The organism is Pseudomonas sp. GW821-FHT02C04 (assembly GCF_059421845.1).
In genome coordinates this window covers 1,031,649-1,052,341 of record NZ_JBWKVT010000001.1, presented here as the reverse complement: position 1 = coordinate 1,052,341, position 20,693 = coordinate 1,031,649, and the positions used below count along the sequence as shown (strand labels likewise).

General features: G+C 59.6%; 17 protein-coding genes. 5 read left to right on the top strand and 12 right to left on the bottom strand.

Going from position 1 to position 20,693, the window contains the following annotated elements:
• Positions 1–24: 24 nt before the first annotated feature.
• The 12 genes from AC07VV_RS04785 to AC07VV_RS04730 all read right to left on the bottom strand — a co-directional run bounded on the left by AC07VV_RS04785 (position 25) and on the right by AC07VV_RS04730 (position 16,211).
• Positions 25–1,842: a hypothetical protein gene (locus AC07VV_RS04785; protein WP_495035489.1), complete on the bottom strand. Its 1,818-nt coding sequence runs from the start codon at positions 1,840–1,842 to the stop codon at positions 25–27.
• 3 nt (positions 1,843–1,845) lie between these two features.
• Positions 1,846–3,138 carry a hypothetical protein gene (locus tag AC07VV_RS04780; protein WP_495035488.1) on the bottom strand — a complete coding sequence of 431 codons (1,293 nt, stop codon included), beginning with the start codon at positions 3,136–3,138 and terminating at the stop codon, positions 1,846–1,848.
• Between the two features lie 19 nt (positions 3,139–3,157).
• Entirely contained in the window at positions 3,158–4,078 is a 921-nt protein-coding gene (locus AC07VV_RS04775; protein ID WP_495035487.1) for a hypothetical protein, read from the bottom strand.
• Positions 4,079–4,144: 66 nt separating this feature from the next.
• The gene (locus AC07VV_RS04770) at positions 4,145–6,514 is read right to left on the bottom strand and encodes a hypothetical protein (RefSeq protein ID WP_495035486.1); all 2,370 of its coding nucleotides are present in this window, start codon (positions 6,512–6,514) and stop codon (positions 4,145–4,147) included.
• 10 nt (positions 6,515–6,524) lie between these two features.
• A complete protein-coding gene (locus AC07VV_RS04765; protein ID WP_495035485.1) occupies positions 6,525–7,667 on the bottom strand; it encodes a hypothetical protein in 1,143 nt (380 codons plus the stop codon).
• Positions 7,646–9,091 (bottom strand): alkaline phosphatase family protein, encoded by a 1,446-nt coding sequence (locus AC07VV_RS04760; RefSeq protein WP_495035484.1) that lies wholly within the window; start codon positions 9,089–9,091, stop codon positions 7,646–7,648. The genes AC07VV_RS04765 and AC07VV_RS04760 overlap by 22 nt, the downstream gene beginning before the upstream one ends.
• Positions 9,081–10,313: a metabolite traffic protein EboE gene (eboE, locus tag AC07VV_RS04755; protein WP_495035483.1), complete on the bottom strand. Its 1,233-nt coding sequence runs from the start codon at positions 10,311–10,313 to the stop codon at positions 9,081–9,083. Before eboE ends, AC07VV_RS04760 begins: the two co-directional genes overlap by 11 nt.
• Positions 10,310–11,194: a TatD family hydrolase gene (locus tag AC07VV_RS04750; RefSeq protein ID WP_096821431.1), complete on the bottom strand. Its 885-nt coding sequence runs from the start codon at positions 11,192–11,194 to the stop codon at positions 10,310–10,312. Before AC07VV_RS04750 ends, eboE begins: the two co-directional genes overlap by 4 nt.
• A 36-nt stretch (positions 11,195–11,230) precedes the next feature.
• On the bottom strand, positions 11,231–11,986 hold the full coding sequence (locus AC07VV_RS04745) for an EboA domain-containing protein (protein ID WP_495035482.1): 756 nt from the start codon (positions 11,984–11,986) through the stop codon (positions 11,231–11,233).
• Positions 11,983–12,873, bottom strand: coding sequence for a UbiA family prenyltransferase (locus AC07VV_RS04740; RefSeq protein ID WP_495035481.1), 891 nt, complete (start codon positions 12,871–12,873; stop codon positions 11,983–11,985). Before AC07VV_RS04740 ends, AC07VV_RS04745 begins: the two co-directional genes overlap by 4 nt.
• Entirely contained in the window at positions 12,870–14,744 is a 1,875-nt protein-coding gene (locus AC07VV_RS04735) for a 3-dehydroquinate synthase (protein ID WP_495035480.1), read from the bottom strand. The genes AC07VV_RS04740 and AC07VV_RS04735 overlap by 4 nt, the downstream gene beginning before the upstream one ends.
• Before the next feature lie 591 nt (positions 14,745–15,335).
• Positions 15,336–16,211 carry a LysR family transcriptional regulator gene (locus AC07VV_RS04730; protein ID WP_495035479.1) on the bottom strand — a complete coding sequence of 292 codons (876 nt, stop codon included), beginning with the start codon at positions 16,209–16,211 and terminating at the stop codon, positions 15,336–15,338.
• A 214-nt stretch (positions 16,212–16,425) separates the two neighbouring features.
• Between AC07VV_RS04730 and panB the strand changes: the two genes are divergently transcribed.
• The 5 genes from panB (at position 16,426) to AC07VV_RS04705 (ending at position 20,681) form a co-directional block, all read left to right on the top strand.
• Positions 16,426–17,250, top strand: a complete 825-nt coding sequence (gene panB / locus AC07VV_RS04725) for a 3-methyl-2-oxobutanoate hydroxymethyltransferase (protein ID WP_495035478.1) — start codon at positions 16,426–16,428, stop codon at positions 17,248–17,250.
• 306 nt (positions 17,251–17,556) lie between these two features.
• Positions 17,557–18,225, top strand: coding sequence for a GntR family transcriptional regulator (locus AC07VV_RS04720; RefSeq protein ID WP_096821385.1), 669 nt, complete (start codon positions 17,557–17,559; stop codon positions 18,223–18,225).
• Between the two features lie 79 nt (positions 18,226–18,304).
• Positions 18,305–19,111: an ABC transporter substrate-binding protein gene (locus AC07VV_RS04715; RefSeq protein WP_495035477.1), complete on the top strand. Its 807-nt coding sequence runs from the start codon at positions 18,305–18,307 to the stop codon at positions 19,109–19,111.
• An 11-nt stretch (positions 19,112–19,122) separates the two neighbouring features.
• Positions 19,123–19,899 (top strand): amino acid ABC transporter permease, encoded by a 777-nt coding sequence (locus AC07VV_RS04710; RefSeq protein WP_102620000.1) that lies wholly within the window; start codon positions 19,123–19,125, stop codon positions 19,897–19,899.
• A gap of 2 nt (positions 19,900–19,901) precedes the next feature.
• Positions 19,902–20,681, top strand: a complete 780-nt coding sequence (locus AC07VV_RS04705; protein ID WP_495035476.1) for an amino acid ABC transporter ATP-binding protein — start codon at positions 19,902–19,904, stop codon at positions 20,679–20,681.
• The last annotated feature ends 12 nt before the right edge of the window (positions 20,682–20,693 follow it).

Here is a 20,693-nt window from a genome sequence, read left to right as displayed (position 1 = left end):
CTCTCCATGGGCTGATGGACGCGATTACTGCGGCGGTTGCCACGGCTCGCCCGTGAGATAGGCCCGCAGCAATGCCCGCTGACTGGCTGACATCGACCGCACCACGGGCATGAACAACGTGGTGCCTTTGTAGGCGTCCGAGGTTCGGGCAATGATCGGGTTCTTCGCGCCCATGATCGCGTCGGGCTGGTTCAGCGGGATGTAGCGAGACATGGCCGGGAAGGCCAGGTAGTGAAAGCGCAGGACGTTCGGATACATCAGTTGCCAGGTGATGGTGGTGCCCCTGGGGATGCCGAAGTCGGTCTGGGCGTATTTGCGGAAGTTGGTGAAATACGTGCCGCTTTGCTGACCGTTGACGGTGTAGGTCAGGGCGACGAAACCGGCGAAGGGAGCTGCTGCGGGTTTTACGTTGACGGAGAACGTGACGGACAACTGACCGGGGCTTACCGTCAGAGCCGGGGGGAAATAAAGGAAGTCGCAGTAGCGCTGTTGCGTGTAATACGGTCCCGAGGGCGCGGCGGTGAGATCGATTTCAGTTGTCCTGGTCACCGCAGCACCCAGATACCGCACCTGCAGCGTAATCGACAGGCCCTGCGGGTAGTCCTCGGTATAGACGCTGCGTTGATCGGCATAGATCCGATAGACAGACTCTGTTGCCTGCAACGTAGTCCCGGCGACCGTGCCGGGGGCGCTGATCTCCAGCGCCGAGGATCTGACCGCAGACTGTTGAGTTGTATCGAGAGGCAAATCGACAATGCCGCCATACACGTAATAATCGAGCAGGGGACTGCTGGTCGGATCGAGTGTGGCGAGGTTGGTGTCACCGGCTGCCAGGGTGACAGGGCCGTAATTCCCGTTAGGTCCGATTGGGCTGGTGATGTCATCCCTGACGGCCCTGAACGTCTGTTTCGGAATGATGTTGACCATGTCGACGCTCAGCATTGCCGCGCTGCTCAGGTCGGCGTAGCCGGTGCCGCCCGTGTCCTGATTGACGATCTGACGGCCCGCCTGACAGTTCAGCGGCTCATTGGCGAACGCCGGAGCCAATGTACCGATAACCCGGCCGATGCTCGGGTTCGGGGTGTCTCTGCCGGCGGCATAATCGGCTTGCAGCTGGGGCGTGGTCATCGTCGGGCACATTTCGAACATCACGAAGCGCAGGACGATACCGGTGGCTCCCGGTGCCTGGATGATCGATCGCAAACCGGCGCTGTTCTGGTTCCAGCTGACGATACTGGTCAGCGGGAAGGTCAGCTGGAAGGTGCCACTGATACGGCAAGAGCCGGGTGAATCCATCTCACTCGGCAGTGGCTGCAGCACCCGCATGCCGAGATCCAGGCTGCTGCAAACCGTATTGGCGTGAATCAGCAACTGTATGTTGTTACTGCCACCGATTTGCAGACCACCGACAAATATCTGGGTGGTGGTTGTCGAGGTGGGGTCGAGATCCACCATCATCGGGCCCGATACCGGCCCTTGTCCGGTCACCGGGTCCACAGAACCCAGCAGATAGACCGGCTGGCCCACCATATCCCCCGTGGTACTGACGCTGCCGGGGCTGCCCTGGGAACTGATCAGCGCGTTTTGCATGTCGACGACATGCTGCCCGTAATGATTCCAGCCGCCGGCGGTGTAGTAGTCGCCCGTGGGCGCATTGATCATGGTGTTCAACTGATCGTCGGTGTAAGACTGGGCACCCGATGCCAGGGTCGAAGTGGTCAGGTCAAAGATCGGCCAGTTGTCATCGCCGTCATAAGGAATGGTGGGTGAATTGTTCGGCAGACTGACATCCGTGCGGATACCACCCCAGAAATTCAGTCGCGGGCCATTGAGGATGCTCATGATTTATTTCCCGTCCTTGATGGTTTTGCCGAGTGGCGAATTGGCGAACTTGAACAGATAGGAGTAATCGGACTTGTAAGGACTCTTGACCGGTGTCGCCATGGAATGGCAGTTCATGCAGCTGCTGTTGGGCTGGATGTAGCTTTCCATGGTCACGTTGGCCGAGAGTGCCGGCGTCGGCTGACCCAGCGGGTTGCCGGGGTTGTCAGGCATCAGCGGGCGCTGGGTGGTGATGAGCTGGTAGTACTTCAACACGCTTTTTTGCAGCCCCGGGTCGGCCTGGTAACTGGCGTTGATCTGATTGGTGATGTCGGCGATCGGGGTGACGCGGTTCAGCGGATTCGGGGTCTGGAACGTGGTGCCGGGTTTGGGCACGCAGACCTGGTGCGGGCCCTGAGTCTGCCAGTCGCACGGCGACTGGTTGAGCGTCGCGGCGGGCGCAGCGGCGTTGAAGTAGGAATAGGCTGTGCCAGATGCGGGCTGATCGACCCACTGACCGTTCACCTGCACCTTCGGCGGAACGTTGTCGACCTGTTCGAAGGTCGACCAGATCCACTGCGGATAACCGTTCGCCTTGGTGATGATGTGCAGACCCACCAGCCCCAGAAACGCCTCGCTGACCCCGATCTTCTCGCCTTGGTCATTGAACCTGGCCACTCGCGCGATCATGGTCAGGTAACGGCGGGCGTTGTCATGGGCGGTGAGGATGCGCCAGCTCGACTTGATCTCGATGACGCCCCACGGAAACGTGATGTTGTTGGCTTTGGAAACGATGTCGGCGTTGTAGAAACTGTTGCCCACGATGTAGTTGTAGGACGTCTCGTTGGCCGAAATGTCGTAATAGGTCGGGTTTTTCGCCTGATCGATCAACCAGCCGCCGACCGCCTGATCGACGGCGTTCACCTGAGCGCTGTTTTTCAACGAGGCGATGTTGATGATGTTGAAGCTTTTTGCGATTTGCGGGGAATTCCACGGCCCGGGATTGACGGCATTCGGCAGAAAGATTTCGCCGACGGTCTTGTAGGTCTGCCAGACGGTGTAACCGGCATCGCCGGGCTGTTTGGTGCAGTCGGGATTGCCGCGCTGCCCGCTTTTTGCCGGCCAGCTCAGGGCAATGAACATCTGCCAGCTGTATTGATCGAACTGATCCTGACCGGCCGTGGCGGCCGGTGCGGTACTCGGCGGCTGGCAGTTCAACTGGCTGGCCTGCACCGATGGCATGGCTTGTTCCCTGGCCAGCACCGACAGGCTGGCCAGACCCAGCAATATCACGGAATAACGGAATGTGGTTTTCATGGCGATCCTTCGTCGTTGATCACGGTTTACGCTGCATGAGTTTGTTCCACTGCGCCTTGTGGCCATTGCTCTGCGATTCCGGTGGCTCGAACAATTGGCAGGGCGGCGGATTCGACGGGCACATGGCGGCGACCTGCGCCCAGGTCTTTGCCGGGTCCGGTTTGGCGATGTGAAAGTCGGTGTAGTTCTGGCTGACGATCGGCGCGTTGGCGACGCTGGTATCGCCCGAAAAGAAGAACGATTGCGGTGGCCGGTAGGGCGGTTGCCCCGACATTTTTTTGTAGAAGGCATAGCCGAACAGGATCGGACCTTGCGGCGATTCGAGATCCAGGGCGTAGGCTTGCACGCTGCCATCGAGGTTTTTACTGCGCTCGGCGCTGTAGGGCAGGTGCTCGATGAAGTCCTGCCGTGGCGGATGATTCATCGGAGAGAACATGCAGCAGGCCGGCATGTCTTTCGGACGATCCTGCGGGTACGTCAGGAAGTACGCCTTGTTGCCCAGGGACACGAACGAGCAGGTGTAGTTGTTGTTCTTGATCGGGAAGATCGGCAGGCAGTATTTCTCGTAGTGCTCCATCATCGCGCCGAAGCCGTCGCCATCCGGCGGGATGTACGTTGTGTCGTAGTAGCTGGTTCCGCGAGAGACGGTGTAGTCCGCAGGCGTCAGGGTAGAGGGTGGGTTGCTGTAGGGCGGCGGGTTGTTTTCGTAGTTGTGCATCACCCGGTACATGGTCCAGTTGCTGATCCAGAATGCCGGGAAGAACGGATCGGAGGGCTCGCCGGGAAGACGCGTGGCGATGCAGTTGCCGTTCTGATCATTACACCCCAGCGTGTTGTGTACGCCATTGGTGAAATAGACGGCGCCGCTGTCCTGGGCGAATGCGGATGGACAGAACAGCAGGATCAACAGCAACAGACGGTTCATGAGGCTGACGTTCATGGGTCACTCCGTGGCAAAGCGCACGGCGGGAGCGCACTCCCGCAGCGGCTCATCTTTCCTGATGGATCAGAGGTCGTCGTAATCGCTCATCTTGAGTTGCATGGGCGGGAAGTTGCGCTTGACCAGTTTCTGCGCCCACAACTCCAGCACGGCGCGCCGGCTTTGCGACAGGTCACGGGTGATGGGCATCGCGAGGGTGCTTTCTTCCTGGTATTCCTTGCTGATCAGCCGGATCAGCTGATCGACAGCGCCTTCCACCCGCGTGCGGGAGTTGAGCGGCATGAACTTGTTCATGATCGGGTACAGGTAGTAGAAGGTCTTCAGGACCCTTGGGTAGATGAAGTCATCCCAGATCGCTTCGGGCGCATTCTTGTCCTTGTAGATGTCGTTCCAGTAGTTGACGAAGTCCTGTTGCAGCTGCATGTCCAGAGGCAGGACGCGCAGCGGGGCGAGGAAGTCGGTCTGGGCTTCCGTGAACGCGAAGCTGAAAGGGATGTCCGGGTCGCTGGCGCCTTCCTTGACGATGAAGCGCAGCGTAGGGAAACCCGGGGCCAGAGCCTTGAAACTCACCTGGGCGATGCCATTGGCGTCGGTGGTGGTGGCGACGTAGGAGTAATCCACCGTCTGACCGTTATCCAGCGTTCCGCTGACGTAGACGCCGGCGTCGAATTCCAGGCAAGGGGTCAGGGGGACCGTGATCGGTTTGCTTGAGCCATTCATGAATGACTGATAACTGACCGGAACGCCCACCGGTTTGTCTTTGGCTTCCAGATTGACCAGTCGACGACCGCTGCCGGTGGCCAGGTAGTTCGCTACAGGCGCCGTACCTTTGAACTGTGGCAGGTTGGCGGTGTTTTTGTTGCGATCTGCGTTGTCGTAGAACAGCGTGAAGTCGGGCTTATTCAGGAACGTCAGGTAGTAGTCGCTGGTGGTCACGTTGTAAGGGTTGCCGTATTCCACCACCCAGAGTGTGGTGTTGGCGGCCGGTTGACCATTTTGCTGCACCATGATGTTCAGCGTCTTGCGGTCGTTCACGTCGACGAAGGTGCCGCTTTCTACCACCTCGGCGGTCCAGACTTGCTGAACGGCGGCCTTCACGGGGCCTGTGGAGTTCTGTTGTTGCAACTCCAGCGGGCCGGATTGCAGGGTGGCCGTTTGCGTGGCGCTGAGGGGGATATCCAGCAGGCCCGAGCGTTTGTCGAAGGCCGACTGTCGGTACTGCTCGAAACCGATGTCGACCACCGGCACGAAATTCCCGTTCTGCGATACGCCCAGCTTGAAGTCGCCGGCCTGGAATTTCTCGGCAGTCAGGACGTCGGCGTTCTTGTCCAGCGGATAGAACGGAAACGTGTTGGCCAGATCCAGCGACAACGTGTTGTTGGTGATCTGCACCGAGGTCACACCCAGATTGGTGCTGGTCGGCTCAGGCATGTCGGGGCTTGTGACCATGATCTTCTGGTCGCTGACCAGACGCGGGCCGGCGGGCGCCGTGGGGTATTCGTGGTCGAACCACAGTCCCAGGGTCGCTACGGTACGGTTGTAGGCGGGGTTGAAGAAAATATCGGAAACGTTGTCCAGCCCCTTCTGATACATCGCCTTCAAACGGGCCTGCGCCGATTCGACATTGTCGCGGGTGTCGACGTACGGGAAGTCGTTGAACACACCGTTCCTGTCGTAACAGGTGAGGTACGTGGCGAACCTGAACATCAGGCCCTGAGCGTTTTGAGCCTCCATCTGTTGCTGGAGATTGCTCAGCAGGACGGAATCGCCAATGACCCATTCCAGATTGTCCCGGGGAAAGCAGGTCTGCCAGGTGGTGGTGACATGCACCAGACCACGGAAGTCGCCGGCCCAATTGAACGTCAGGAAGCGGTCGAGCATCCGGTATTGACGGTTCAACGTCAGGCCACAGGTGGCATCTCCCAGCTGCAACTTGTCGAAGTACAGCGCCGTGAAGGTGTTCTGCCAAGGGCTGATATCGACGAAGCGCGCGGCCGTCGGGCTCTGACTGCCAAAAGGATTGCCGAGCAACTGGAAGTCCCTGCCGACCAGTGCATCCTGAGCAATGTAGGTGTTGGCCTGCAATTCGCCGCCAATAATGGTCGAGCGGGTACTCTGGTAACTCACCGTCCCGCAGGCATTGTCGCCAAACAGGTCCCATTCGGCGGGTATGAACGGGAAGGTGCCTGGGCTTCCGTTGCCCGGAACCTGCTGCACATAGGGCGGCAGATTATTCTGCTCCACGGGTGAAATGATCCAGGGCATCAGGGTGGTGGGAGCGTTCTCCTGCGTGATGTCGTAGTAGCGGGTAAACGGCCAGTTGATATCCATCTTCACCGCGTCATAGAGCGGCAGCACATCGTTGTTGTTGGCCGTCGGCGGGTTCCAGAACATATGGCCGTTGAGGTAGATCCGGGGGAAGTTCAATACGCTCATGTCGTGCTCCTTAGCGTTGCCACTGGGCGCGCTTCAGCGACCAGACAAAGTCCAGTTTTTTGTAGCCGTCGAAATCGGACGGCGGCAGCGGGGTTGTCGGGTAGACGATGCCGCCATCCTTTTTGATGGCGAAATTGAAGTAGCCCTTGTCGTTCGAGTAGGCAGCAGTGCCGTGGCAGGCCAGGCAGGACGAGGTGTTCTGGAACGCCGATTCCAATTGCGAGTTGGCCAGCACCTGAGTGACGGGCTGGTACTCGACCCCGATCAGTTCGTACTTCGACAGCGTCGGGTTGCTGGCCTGGAAGCTGACGTTCACCGGTTTGGCGGCCGGGGTCGGCCCGGTGGTGTTGGTCATCGGCATCGGGGTGGGGGCGTTGGTCACCGTGTACTTGCTGTTGTTGATGTTTTCGAAGGTGGTCCAGACCCAGTTGTCATCCAGTTTGTTGACCACGTGCAGCCCGCTCAACGCCGCATAGCCGACCTGATAGGTGCCGTCGTCCTGCCGGTAATAAGCCTGGCCAATGTAGTAACCGTCGTTGGCCAGGGTTTGCCGGTAGGTCGTGTCTGAGCCGATCCACAGCCATGCCGCCTTCAACTCCCACGCGGTGGCCGGGAAGTTCAGGTTGTCCGGCAGCGCGGCCTGACCGTTCATGTTGTAGACCTGACGCTGCACGATGTAGTCGAAGGTGTCTTCACCCATCAACAGTTGAAAGCGCACCGGGTTGCCTCTCTGAGAAGCAGGCACGGCGCCGCCCATGTGCAGCGCCAGACCATCGACCTGTTGCGTGGCATTGATATTGTGGAAGGTCCGGTTCAGGTCCATCCCCAGCGTTCGGGCCTGTGTTATCACCTCGGTCGGAGGCGGCACGGGGCTGGCGTAGGCGCCGGGCGCAGCGCCATCGGGCAGGTAGACCTGATCCGAAGGCTTCATGGTTTCCCACACCCGGTTGCTGGCCTGGGTGGGACTGAATTGGTTCAGACAGACGAACCAGTTCCAGGCCATGGTTTCGGGATTCTGCTCGAACGCAGCCCGGGTCTTGGTGATGTCAGTCCCAAACTTCAGAAACTGGGTGCAATCGAAAGGGGTGGTGTCCTGTGCCTGAGCCAAACCGGCCAGTGCACTGAGAACAGTTATAGAAATGGCTCGCCGCATGGAAGCTCCTTGGCATTGGCCGAGTGGGTGTATGAGTGCCCCAGAAAATGCTGAAGGAGCAGTTGTTTCACTGCCGTCGCCGCAAGGGTTTGCGGCAATGGCAGATCGCAATTGGTGATGAGCAGCGGGCCGCTTTCCTCGCGCTCGGGCAGGCGACCGTGACTGCCACGGACCAGTCCGGTGTCCAGTGGAATCAGGTCCATGTAGTAGCGAAATCCGAGTTTCTTCTGCAGCAGGCGCCGCGCGACTCGCAGTTTCGGGAAACGAATGGCCGGGTCGATGAACAGTTCCAGCGGGTCGTAGCCCGGCTTGCGGTGGATGTCGACGGTGCGGGCAAAGTCGGGTGCCTTGCGATCGTCGAACCAGTAGTAGTAATCGAACCAGTAACCCGCAGCGGCCACGGCCACCAGCTCGCCGCTGCGCGGGTGATCCAGCTGAAACGCTCGTTGTTCGGCCTTGTCCAGCACCTGCTCGATACCGGGCTGGCGCTGCAACAGCGCTTTGACACGGGGGATGTCCTGGGCCCGTTTCACGTAGACATGCGCGATCTGATGATCGGCCACGGCAAACGCTGCGCTGGCGCCGGGGTCGAGCAATTCCCAGGTCAGCGATTGGCGCACCTCCAGCAAACCTTCCGAACGCAACAAGCGGTTGATCGAAACCGATTGATTGACCGCTTCGATCCCGTATTCCGACAGCAGCATTACCGCCGCGCCCTGTTCCTCGGCGAAGGTCAGTAGACGACCGACTTCCTGGTCGATGGCCCGAACCTCGTCGGCAATCGACGGATGATCGGGCCCGACACGCTGAAGGCTGTAATCGAGGTGCGGCAGGTAGATCAATTGCAGGTCGGGCTGATCAATCTGAAATTCGGCGATGGCGCAATCGACGATCCAGCGGCTCGATGCAATGCCCGCCGCCGGGCCCCAGAAACCCGGAAAGGGAAACTCGCCAATCTGCCGTTCGATCGTTTCGTGCAACGATGCCGGTGACGAATACAGACCGAACATCTTGCGGCCATCGGCCGGGTAGTGAGGGCGCGGGGTGATGGCGGCATCCACGTCCGCGTACATGTTGAACCACCAGAACAACTGGCTGCAGCGAAACCCTGGCAGCTCGCGCTTGAGCGTCTCCCAGACCTTTTCACCCTGGATCAGCGCGTTGGGTTGCAGCCAGAAACGCACTTCGGCCTGATCGCGAAAATACCAGCCATTGCCGACGATGCCGTGTTCGGACGGCGGCCGCCCGGTGAGAATCGAGGCCTGCACCGACGAGGTGACGGCTGGAAACACCGGTTGCAGGTGGGCCATTTTGGCGGTTTTCAGCAGGGCATTGATGTGCGGCGTCGCGTCACCCAGCAGCGATGGCGTCAGCCCGACCACATTGATCAGCAGCAGCGGTTGACGTGCATGATCAGAGCGCATCGGCGTACGCCTCCTGCGTCTGTGGTTGCAGCAGCCGACGCTGGCGTAATTGGTCCTCGACCCATTTCAGTTCTGCGGCGATCCCCTGAAGCTGGGCGGCTTCGGTTGTTGGCCGCAGTTGCGCGGGCAGGACGCCCCAACTGTAGGTTTCCACTTCCAGCACCGGCCTGAAATCCTCATGGCTGGCGAGAAAATCGAAGGTCTGCGACAGGGCGATCTGGCTGCCGCTCAGCTCGGGCAACAACAGCTGTTCGCTGAACAACGGGATGTGGAAATGAATCCTCAGCTCGGGGTATCGCTGCGGGTGCTTGGCGCAATCGACGAGGGCGGCGGGCAGGTCCGCCCAGGCCACCAACCGGCCCTGTTCATCGCGAGCCTTCACTTGATGCAGGTAGGTGGTTTCGCAGAAGTCGCTCAAGGTCTTGAGGACCTGTTCGCGGCGTTTGTCGTCATCGCAGGGCAGACGACAGATCAAGGCATTGGAGAGCTGGATCTTGCCGATAGGCACCCGGGCCTGACGCAGCTTTTCCAGCGACTGATAGCAGTCTTCGAACATCACCGCCTGATGGCAGACGTCAAAACACAGCGCCAGATAGGCATGGTTCGGGTCCGTGGTTTGCCAGCGACGGAAGAAGGCGATGGCCTGGTCAGTGGTTTCCAGCACGCAGTCCGGTTCCATCTCCAGACAGAACACAATCTTCTTGCCGGTTTCACGATACAACTGGGCCAGTGAAGCCGTGAGTTCGCGAAGTTGATACTCGGCCCGTTGTTGCAGCGTCGGATTCCAGGTGGCGGCATAGCCCAGCGGTACGCTTGAAATCACTCCCTGATGACAATCTGGCGGTAAGGCTTGCGCGAGGATGTGCGCCAGATTCAGGCTGTACGCCAGGCGTTTCGGCTCCGCCCAACTGGGCAGGTAGACCTCGGCTTTCACCGCACGGTCATGAAATTGACCGTAGGGAAACCCGTTCAGCGATGTCAGCCGTAGCCCGCTGTGTTGCAGCAGGCTGAGGAACGCCGAACGCGCCGATTTCTGCTGCAACTTGGACTCGGCGAGGGCGCTGATCCACAGTCCGCTGTCCTGCGCTTGCAGGCCGCGCAGGATCCGCACACCCTGAAAATGCTGCTCGATCGAAGACTGCAACCCGGCCAGATCGCGGGTCGGGTGCACATTGCTGCAATAGCCGATCTGCCCGGGCGTCCAGCCCATGCCGGCATTCATTTGATCACCGGTTCCTGACCCCGCAGGGCGGAGTTTTCCTGCCACTGCCGGCGCTGATCGATGGGCAGCGGGGTGCTGATCAGGGTTTTGTCCAGTTGACCGCTCTGGGCAAAAAAGTCCACCGGGTTGTGGAACAGCACTTGCTCGACCTGCGCCTCGCTGAAGCCGGCCGCCAACATCGCCTGACCGGTTTTCGGCACTTTGAGCGGGTCGCTGATGCCCCAGTCGGCGGCGCTGTTGACCACCATTTTTTCGGTGCCGTACTGCTGGAGCAGGGCGACCATGCGCTGTTCCGACATTTTGGTATTGGGGTAGATCGAGTGACCGCGCCAGCAGTCGCTGTCCAGCACCAGCGGCAGGGTCAGTTCGTTGAGGTGATCGATGATCACCAGATTCTCATTGATCCCCACCTCGCGAATCACTGCCAAAGTCCGTTTGGTGCCGCCGATCTTGTCGCGGTGCGGCGTGTGTACCAGCACCGGCAGGTTGAATTGTCTGGCCAGTTCCAGCTGTGCGGCGAGAAAGCGATCTTCCTCGGGCGTGATGTCGTCGTAGCCGATTTCGCCGACCGCGACGACGCCGTCCTTCACCAGATACCGCGGCAGAATCTCCAGCACCTCGTTGGCCACCGACAAGTCATTGGCCTCCTTGGGATTGAGGCCGATGGTGCAGAAGTGGTGGATGCCGAACATGCTGGCGCGAAAGCGCTCCCAGCCCAGCAGGGTGTCGAAGTAATCAATGAAGCTGCCGACACTGGTCCGGGCCTGACCCTGCCAGAACGCGGGCTCGATCACCCCGGTGATGCCGGCGGCGGCCATGTTCTGGTAGTCGTCGGTGGTGCGGCTGACCATATGAATATGCGGGTCGAAGTACTTGGGCATGGTGAATCCTCGTCAAGGGAAAGGAATCGTTGGGCATCAGTTCAGATGGCTGCGCCATTCCGGCGGCAAGCGTTGCTGTTGGTTCAGGTCGGCCAGTCGCTGGTGTTGCGCCTGGCTGAGCTGGTCGAAGGCAATCGCCAGGGGCAATCCGGCGGACACCGTTCGATCAGCGGCGAGCTGTTCTTCCAGCAGGTCGAGGGCCAATTGGTTGAGGGTGATGCTGCGTCGCTGCGGCAGGCCGATCAGGCGTCGGACATCGAGCCCCATGCCCAGCGCCTTCAGCACCAGTTGGTGGAAAGCCCGTTCCGGGTAGTGACGCGACGGGTAGAGGGTGTCGAGGGCGAGGGCGGCAAACACCTGGCTGTTGCTGGTACGTCCGGCCTGCAATGCCAGTTCGACGCACACCCCGTGGCTGTCGAGCCAGTCGAAGGCTTTGAGGGTGGCGATCTTTTCCTGATCGTCGCCCCAGAGAAAAAGCTGGCGCAGCAGGGACAATTGTCCGTCCTCAGAGGACAGTTCAAGGACCTGCGCCAGCAACAACGCGCGAGCCAGTTGGATCAGGCTCCAGTGGCTGTCGGGCAGTGCACGGTCACGCAGATGCCGCTTGCACTGACCGCTCAGGAGCGCTGCAGTATTGGCGTCCGGCTGCCGGGCCAGTTGCGCCTGTGCCTGACGCCACCAGTGCAGTTCGGTCTCATCGAGTTGCCGGGTCAAGGTTTGATGGTGTTCGGCGAGGCAATCGTCGCGCATGCCGAGGGCCGCCGTCGGCGGTGCAGTGACGTCCATGTTCATGTCGGTTTGATCCAGCGCTGAAAGTGTGGGAGCAGGAAAAACACCAGGACACACAGCAGGCTGCCCAACGGCTGGTTGGCCACGGCCATCACCAACGCATCGAACAGAGGCAGCGCTGCCAGGCCGGCGCCGATAAAAGCGCGGACCTTTCGATGCTGCGGGTTGGCCAAGTTACGCCAGTAGTGCCAGCCCAGCCAGCCGAGCCAGAGCAGCAGCACCGGCCAGAACCACAAGTTGTCGGAGTAGATCGCCAACGCGAGCGGGCTCAACATCAGGATCAGGGGCAAGCGACTGAGCAACTCATTGTTGTGCTCATTGCGGGCCAGGTAGGTCAGCCCGCTGATATAAACGCCCAACAACATCGCACAGAGCCAGATCGGCTCCGGTGGCACCGCCAGACTGGCCGCCGCCGTGAGGTACAGCGCCGAGCGGCAGGCGCCCATCAACCAGACGCTGTGGGCGTATTTTTTGTGCAGCACGTTGTAGCCGATGATGCAGCCCACCAAGAGGGTGACGCTGGCCAGCAACCAATGCGGCTGATCGATCAATTGGCTCAGGCCCAGCACCGAGGCGGCCGCCAGTGTCAGCAACAACACGGTGGCGAGGCGCACTTGCTGGCGGCTGACCAGACCCAGGGTGATGGGCCGGGGATTGTGGTGTTGCTGATCCCAGTCGGCGTCCAGCAGATCGTTGAGCAACATGCCGGCCAGATACAGCAGCGACAGCGTGAACAGCAGCAGAATCCACACCATCCACGAGGGCGGCGCCAGAGCACCGGCGCTGCTGGCCAACAGGGCGGCGGCCAGGGTGTTGGTCCACACCGTGGGCAGGTTGGAGACACGGCCAAGCGTCATCCAGGTTTTGAGGCTTTGCGGGGTCTGGCTCATTTCGCAAAGCCCTCGCTCAGGTCGAGAGCCGGAGCGTTGCGGGCGGACAACTTCTGCAGCACCTGTTCCATTTGCGCGTCGTCGATTTCATGCAGGTCCACCGACTGGCCGATTCCGCTGAGCATCGGGATCGAGAGCTGCCCGCCGAGGTGTTGGCGGAATTCCTCCAGCCCGAGCAACACGGGTGAGCGACCTTGCGCATCTTTGAGGGTCAGTTCCGGCGGGCACAGGTTGAAACCGAGTTTGCTCAACAGGCTCATCACCCGTTCACTGTCGGTATCGCTCAACAGCCCGAGCGCATTGGCGTAGAGCCCGTCGAGGGCCATGCCCACCGCGACCGCTTCACCATGGCGCAACCGGTGATGGCTGAGGTTTTCCAGTTTGTGCGCGGCCCAGTGCCCGTAATCCAGAGGCCGCCCGTTGCCGCGCTCGAAGGGGTCGCCGGCGCCGGTGATGTGCGCCAGGTGCAGCTCGGCGCAGCGGCGAATCGCATAACGGCTGGCCGCGTGATCGAAGCGGGCGAGGGCGTCGGCCTGTTGCTCCATCCATTCAAAGAACGCCTGGTCCTTGATCAGCGCGACCTTCACCGCCTCGGCCAGCCCGGCGATCTGGTCGCGGCGGGTCAGGCTGGTCAACAACTGGAAGTCATTGATCACGGCCGTGGCGGGGTAGAAAGCCCCCAACAGATTCTTCTGGCCGAAGGCATTGATGCCGTTTTTCACTCCGATGCCGGCGTCGTTCTGGGCCAGCACGGTGCTCGGCACGCGGATCAGCCGGATGCCACGGTGGAAGGTGGCGCAGGCGTAGCCCACGGAATCCAGTACCGCGCCACCGCCCAAGGCCAGCACATAACAGTGCCGGTCCAACCCATGTTTCAGCATGTCGGCGTAGAGCTGCTGCAACACCTGTGAATCCTTGCTCAGCTCCCCGGCCGGAACGGCAATTGGCGGCGCCTGCAAATGCAGGTCCGCGGCATGGGCGGCAAAGTAGCCATCGATCTGTTCCAGCAGGTGCGGCGCGCTTTTCAGCAGTTGTTCATCGGCGAACACCATCACCGTCACCCGGCCGTTTTGCCGGGCGGTGAGTTGTTGATGCAGGCAAGCATTGAGCGGATCGAACAGGTGATCCGTGAACACCACCGGGTAGTCGTAACTGACCTCGAAACGCCCGTGCAGCGCTGGCTCGTTGCCGCGTTTGCGCAAGGTCTTGAACAGGCTGTACCCGGCGATAAACAACCCCGGCAACACCATGCTGGCGAGGATGGTCACGAGCAACGCGTTCTCTTCGACGAGGAACGTGCCGATGGCGCTGTAGGCCAGTGCCAGACCGGCGTTGGCCAGGGTAGTCACCAGCAGAAACGCCCGTAGCGGATAGCGTTGCATGCCGGCCGCCACCACAGAGGTTTCAGCCAGTACAGGCACGCCGCGCAGGCAGATCAACGACAGCGTACCCAGCCGATACGCCAGTTGCCCTGGCTTGCGCTGATGCAGACCGAGGCGGCTGGACAGCATCCGGAAATAACCGGCGCCCAATGCATAACCCAACCCGGCACCCAGACACAGGCCAACGAAAATCACCAGATAACCGCCGACACTGCCCAGCATGGCCACGGCCAGTAGCGCGACCACGCTGGAAGGCACGGGCAGCACAACGTCCAGCGCCAACAGGGCGATCAGCAAAAGCGCCAGGTTGAGTTGCTGGGAGGGGGAAGACGGAAGGTACAGGTCGAGATGAGTGAGGAAGTCCTGGATCTGCTGTTCGAACAACACGAAGCTGGCGATCACAAGACCCGCAAAGCAAAACAGTGACAGCCAAAAATGTTCGGCTGGCGCCTTTTTCGAGAGCGCACGATACCAACGGCTGTGCTTCATCAAGCATCCCTCTTGATTGTGATGACTGAGTTCCGTTCAGTAACTAAAAGCAGAGTCTGAATTATTTCAGGGGAATGAGTTCTCCCGCCTTGAAGGCTGTTTTTATTGTTCGGCTGATGGTGCCTTTGAAGATATTCATGAACCTAGACGGTTGTTGTGTTTTTGCAAGTCGATTGAGAAAGGGTGTTTTTCAGAGGCTGTTTAATGGGTATGGGAGTTTCGGAAGTCGGCGGTTGTTGACTGAAAAAATATCTAATGCATTCAGGGTGATGAGTGAATTTGTTGCAGTCGCTTAAATGCTGTTTATTCAGCGTAATGAGAAGAGTTTTCAACGGGGTTAATTAGCAAGCTATTGAGATGGTGGCGATGTGGCATTATTTTTTGTTATTTGAGTTATTGCCGCTGGCTATAAGAACTTACGTTGATTGATTCGTTGGGTGAGTGGGTGCGTGTCAGGGCTTTTAAGTTTTGATGAATGGTTGAATGAAAGTTGCGGTACGAACAACCGATTCATTCAAACATTCGGCATCCCCATTCAGACCAGCCAAGCCTGACGATTGCGCCATGCATCGCCCAGACCAGACTCGCTATTCAAAAGGCCAACAGTTCAAGCCATTGCTGTGCCGCGACCGACAGCTGCGCGTTCTTGCGCCAGATGGTGACGAGTTGCCACTCCAGGTCCGCGCATTCGAGCGGGACGATTTCCACACCGGGCGGGATGTGGTGTTGAGCCAATAGTCGGGGCAATACCAGCAGGCCTGCGTTCGCGGCCACCAATGACAAGCAAAAAGCCAGGTTGTCGCTTTTGGCTGCCTGTAGACGACTGACGTCCACAGCAGGGCAGCAGAGCTTGATGCGGTGATTGAGAATCGAGGCGCCCTGCAACTGCACCCAAGGGTGATGCGCCAAATCCGGCAGTGTCAGTCGATGGCGGTTGGCGAGTGGGTGGCGAGGTGGCAGGACGACAACCAGTGGTTCCTCACAAATCGGCAGCCAGGCCAGGTCGTTTCCGTCGGGTCGCAGACTGATCGCCAGTTCTATCTCGCCCTTGCGAACGGCCTCTTCCAGAGCCTGGCCTCCTTGCTCACGCAATTGCAGTTCCACTTGGGGAAAGCGCCGCCGAAACTCGGTCAACACGGCCGCTACTTGATCGGTACTGCCCAAGGGTGGCAGCCCCAGCTGAAGGACACCGGTGACGAGGCTGTTGAGCAAGTTCACGTCCGTCAACATTTGCTTGCTGCGACTCAGCAATCCCTTGGCGTGGTGGAAGACCACTTCGCCCGACGGGGTCAAGCGTGACGGCACGCCCGGACGGCTGCGAACCAATAGCGTCGCGCCCAGTTCCTCTTCGAGTAATTGAACGGCTTTGCTCAGTGCCGACTGGGTGACGTGAAGGGTGCGGGATGCCTTCGAGAAACTTCCGTGCTCTGTCACTTCCACGAAATAGCGCAAGTTCTTCAGGTCCATCTTGTATTCCATTTCCGCATACGGTTCAGAAAAAATGTTCGCTCACTCCGGCTGGAGAAATGCTTCTACCATCGCCCCCGAAAAACGTCCGGATACAAGGACGGGGAACATTAAATCAGAAGTGGAGGCCAGCCTTGTTCGGAGATCGTATTTGGCGTCTGCGTCGATTCAAGAGGTCCTTTCTTCAACGCTGTTTTCGCGAGGAGCTCACGTCATGAGTACCGCAGTCAATGAAACCCGCCGTCTGACCGTACCCGACATCAGGGCTTGTAAGGGCAAACGCAAGATCGTGTCGTTGACCGCGCACAATCGATCGCTTGCTGAGATCGTTGACGAATTTGTCGACGTTATCCTGATGGGGGATTCGACCGCGATGGTTGCCTACGGGCAGCCCAACACGCTGGATTTCACACTGGATCAGACGATTCAGCACAGTCGTGCGGTGGTGCGTGCCACACAGCGCGCGTGCGTGGTGGCTGATTTGCCATTCGCCTCTTATCAGGAGTCACCGGCTCAGGCTTTTCGCAGTGCCGCGCGGTTGATGATGGAGGCCAATATCGCTGCCGTGAAGCTGGAAGGCAGTGCGGTCATGGCGCCCACTGTGCAGTTTCTGGTGGAGCGGGGCATTCCGGTGGTGGCGCATATCGGGTTGATGCCCCAGTTCGTCAACACCATGGGTGGCTTCAAGGCCCAGGGCATGGACGAACGATCGGCAGACGCTATCCGTCAGGACGCCCTGGCGATGGAAGCGGCCGGTGCGTTTTGCATTGTGCTGGAGGGCGTAGCAGAGCCGCTGGCCCGCGAGTTGACCGAAGCCTTGCGCGTGCCAACCATCGGAATCGGCGCCTCGCCCGCGTGCGACGGCCAGGTGCTGGTGATCGAAGATATCCTGGGGCTGGGGGGTGAGTTCGTACCGCGTTTCGCTAAACGTTATGCCGATGTGCATGCGGTGATCCGCGATGCCGTGGGGCAGTACGCTTCGGATGTTCGTGAGGGCAGTTTCCCTGAGCTTTCGCACTGCTTTGGCGTGAAGCGCTGATTGGCGCTGCGCGACCCGAGGACTGGCTCATTTCACTCGCTTGCTGCGTTGGCAGGCGAGTGGGTGCTGGCCGGCGTGTTTCAAGAGGTGTTACTCAGCTACCGTTCTGCACCTTTCCAGGTCTCGCAATGAGCCATTAGGTAGCAAATCCCAATTTTCGTGCCGGCAAATCTGATGGCTGTGCACGGTGCTATTTTCCTTAATTCATTTGAATCAATCGCTTGGCGTGAAGAGGCAGGTCTTGGCATGCATTCTGCTTTTATGTATCCGTGGATAATTGGATACAAAAAGACAAAAGGTGCCGCCATGCAATTCGCTCCCGCCTACGACCAGCGCCAACCGATGACCGCGGAGGAGGAGGCCTACAACTTTCTTCTGGAAGGCATCTGCGGCGGCCGTTATCGCAAAGGTGACCGGCTGATCGCCGAGGACATTGCCAGTGAAATCGGCATGAGCCGGATGCCCGTGCGCGAAGCCTTTCGCCGTCTCGATGCTCAGGGGCTGGTGACGCTCAGGCCCAATCGCGGCGCGATTGTCAGCGGTCTGGATGTCGAGGAAATGCATGAAGTCTTCGAGATGCGCAGCGCCCTTGAGGGACTGGCGATTCGAGTCGCGGTGCCGAAGATCAGTGAACGTCAGTTGACTGCCCTGGAACGCCTGCTCGATGAAATGGATGACTACCGCGACGAGAGTGCGGCCTGGGTCAGTCGCCACCGCAAGTTCCATGAGTACCTGTGCAGCCTCAGCGGACGACCTCGTCTGGTGAAACAGATCAGCGCGCTCTACTCGCTGATCGAAGCCCCCATGCGTCTTTGGCTGCAGCACGTTGAAAAGCCACTGAGTGCACGCCAGGAACACGTGGTGATCCTCGACGCAATTCGTGCCGGTGATGCCGCGAAGGCAGAGGCCGTGGTGCGCGAGCACATCGAAGGCACGGTCCCTGAGCTCATCAAGTTTCTGCAATCGGAACGATAACCACAGAGCGGGCACCAAGCCCGCCGATGTTTTGACTTTGAGAACTGCCCCGTTACTAACCGAACTGGAGTGTCTGGTCATGCATACGTCTCGCCTGTTGTTGGCTGCAATTTCCCTGGGGCTCTGTACGCAGTGGGCGGTTGCCGCACCCACCGTGCCGGAGCGTTTGCTCAAGGTCGACAAACTCACCTATTGCTCGGGCATGGACTCGCCGCCCCTGGTGTCCTTCGATGAGGCGCAAAAGCCCAAAGGCTTGACCGTCGACCTGGGTCTGGAAATCGCCAAGCGTCTGGGAGACAAGAAGGTTGAGTGGCGGGTGATCCCGTTTTCCGGCTTGCTGCCGGCCTTGCTGGCCAAACAGTGCGACATGATCGTCGATCAGTTGTTCGACAAACCCGAGCGCCGCGAGGTGATCGACATCGTCAACTACATGTATTCCAGCCAGGCGGTGGTGGTGCCCAAGGGCAATCCGAAGGGGCTCAAAGTGCTGGCTGATCTGAGCGGGCACAAGATCGCGGTGCTCAACGGTTCGACCATCAAGACCTTGCTCGATACCGAGAATGAAAGCCTGGCCAAGGCCGGCAAGCCACCGATGAAACTGGTGGTCTACAACACCGACACCGATGCGTTCCAGGCCCTGCGGATCAGTCAGGTCGATGCTTATGGCACCACGGTGGAAACCGCCGGTTATTACGCCGCCATGGCGCCGGACCTGTTCGAGGAAGGCGTTCCAGCCTTCAGCCGGATCCTCACCGGTCTGGGCATTCGCAAGGACGATCCGCAACTGAGTGCCGCGGTGCAGCAAGTGATCACCGACATGCGCAGCGATGGCAGCTACAGCCAGCTCCTGAGTAAATGGCACGTCTCCAGCGACACTCTCGATTGAGGTAAGTGTTGATGAACTTCAATTGGGATGTGTTCTGGCAGTACCTGTTGCAGCCCAGCGGGGTCTACCTCACCGGGCTCTGGCTGACGTGCCTGATCAGTGTGCTGGCCATGTTGCTGGGTTGTGTCCTGGGATTGGCGGCGGCGTTGCTGCGATTGTCGAAGAACCCTTTGCTGCATCTGCCGGTGCGTTTTTATGTGTGGCTGATGCGCGGGACGCCCTTGCTGGTGCAGATCGTCTTCCTTTACACGGCGCTGGCGGCGGGCGGGATTTTCCGCTTCGAAGACATTGATCTTTTTGGCTTGGTGGTTCCGGGCAATATCCAGGCCGCGATCATTGCGTTGGGCCTTAACGAAGGCGCGTACATGGCCGAGATCATTCGCGCCGGTATCGGCGCTGTCGACAAGGGGCAGTACGAGGCGGGGCGCTCGCTGGGCATGACCTTCGCCAAGTTGATGCGCCGTATCGTCTTGCCGCAGGCGTTTCGGGTCATCGTGCCGCCACTGGGCAACGAGTTCAACGTGATGCTTAAAAACACCACGCTGGTCAGTGTGATCGGTGTGCAGGAACTGCTGCTCAGTACGCAGATGGTGACTTCGGCGACCTTTCGGGTGTTCGAGTTGTACCTCGTGGTGGCGATCTATTTCCTGTTGCTCACGACGCTTTGGGGCTTCTTCCAGCGTTGGCTGGAGACACGTTTCGGCCAGTCGGATCGACCTTCGTCGCCGCCGCCGGCATCCAGCCGGATGTTCGGTCGCAGTACCCTGAAACTGCTGAGGGGACGTTAATCATGGCGCATCAAAGTGAAGAGCTGATCATCGAAGCGCTGAACATTCACAAGTCGTTCGGCAACCTCGAAATTCTCAAAGGGATTTCCCTGCAAGTCCGACGCGGTGAAGTGGTGGTGCTGATCGGTGCTTCAGGATCGGGCAAAACCACGTTTATCCGCTGCATCAATTTGCTGGAAGACATTCAGTCCGGGCAGATCCGGGTCAATGGCCAGTCCATGGGCTATCGCATGAAGGCCGATGGCAGCCTGGTGCGAGACTCGGAGCGCAACATCGCCCGCCAGCGGCGGGATATCGGCATGGTGTTTCAACGCTTCAATCTATTCCCGCACATGACCGCGCTGGAAAACATCATCGAAGCACCGATTCAGGTGTTGGGTGTGCCACGTAAAGCGGCGGAGGAACAGGCGCGGGCGCTGCTCAAACGTGTCGGGCTGGCGGAGAAGGCCAACCATTACCCCTCGATGCTTTCCGGTGGCCAACAGCAGCGGGTGGCGATTGCCCGGGCGCTGGCCATGAAACCCCAGGCGATGCTGTTCGACGAACCCACCAGCGCTCTTGATCCGGAAACCGTCGGCGAGGTCCTGCAGGTGATGAAGGAACTGGCGGAGGAGGGCATGACGATGGTGGTGGTCACCCATGAAATGGGGTTTGCCCGTGAGGTAGCGGACCGCGTGGTGGTGCTCGATCAGGGTGAACTGATCGAGCAGGGACCGCCGGAACAGATTTTCAGTCATCCCTCTCATCCCCGTACCCAAGCCTTTCTCAGCCGCGTGCTGTGAGTCTCACAAGGA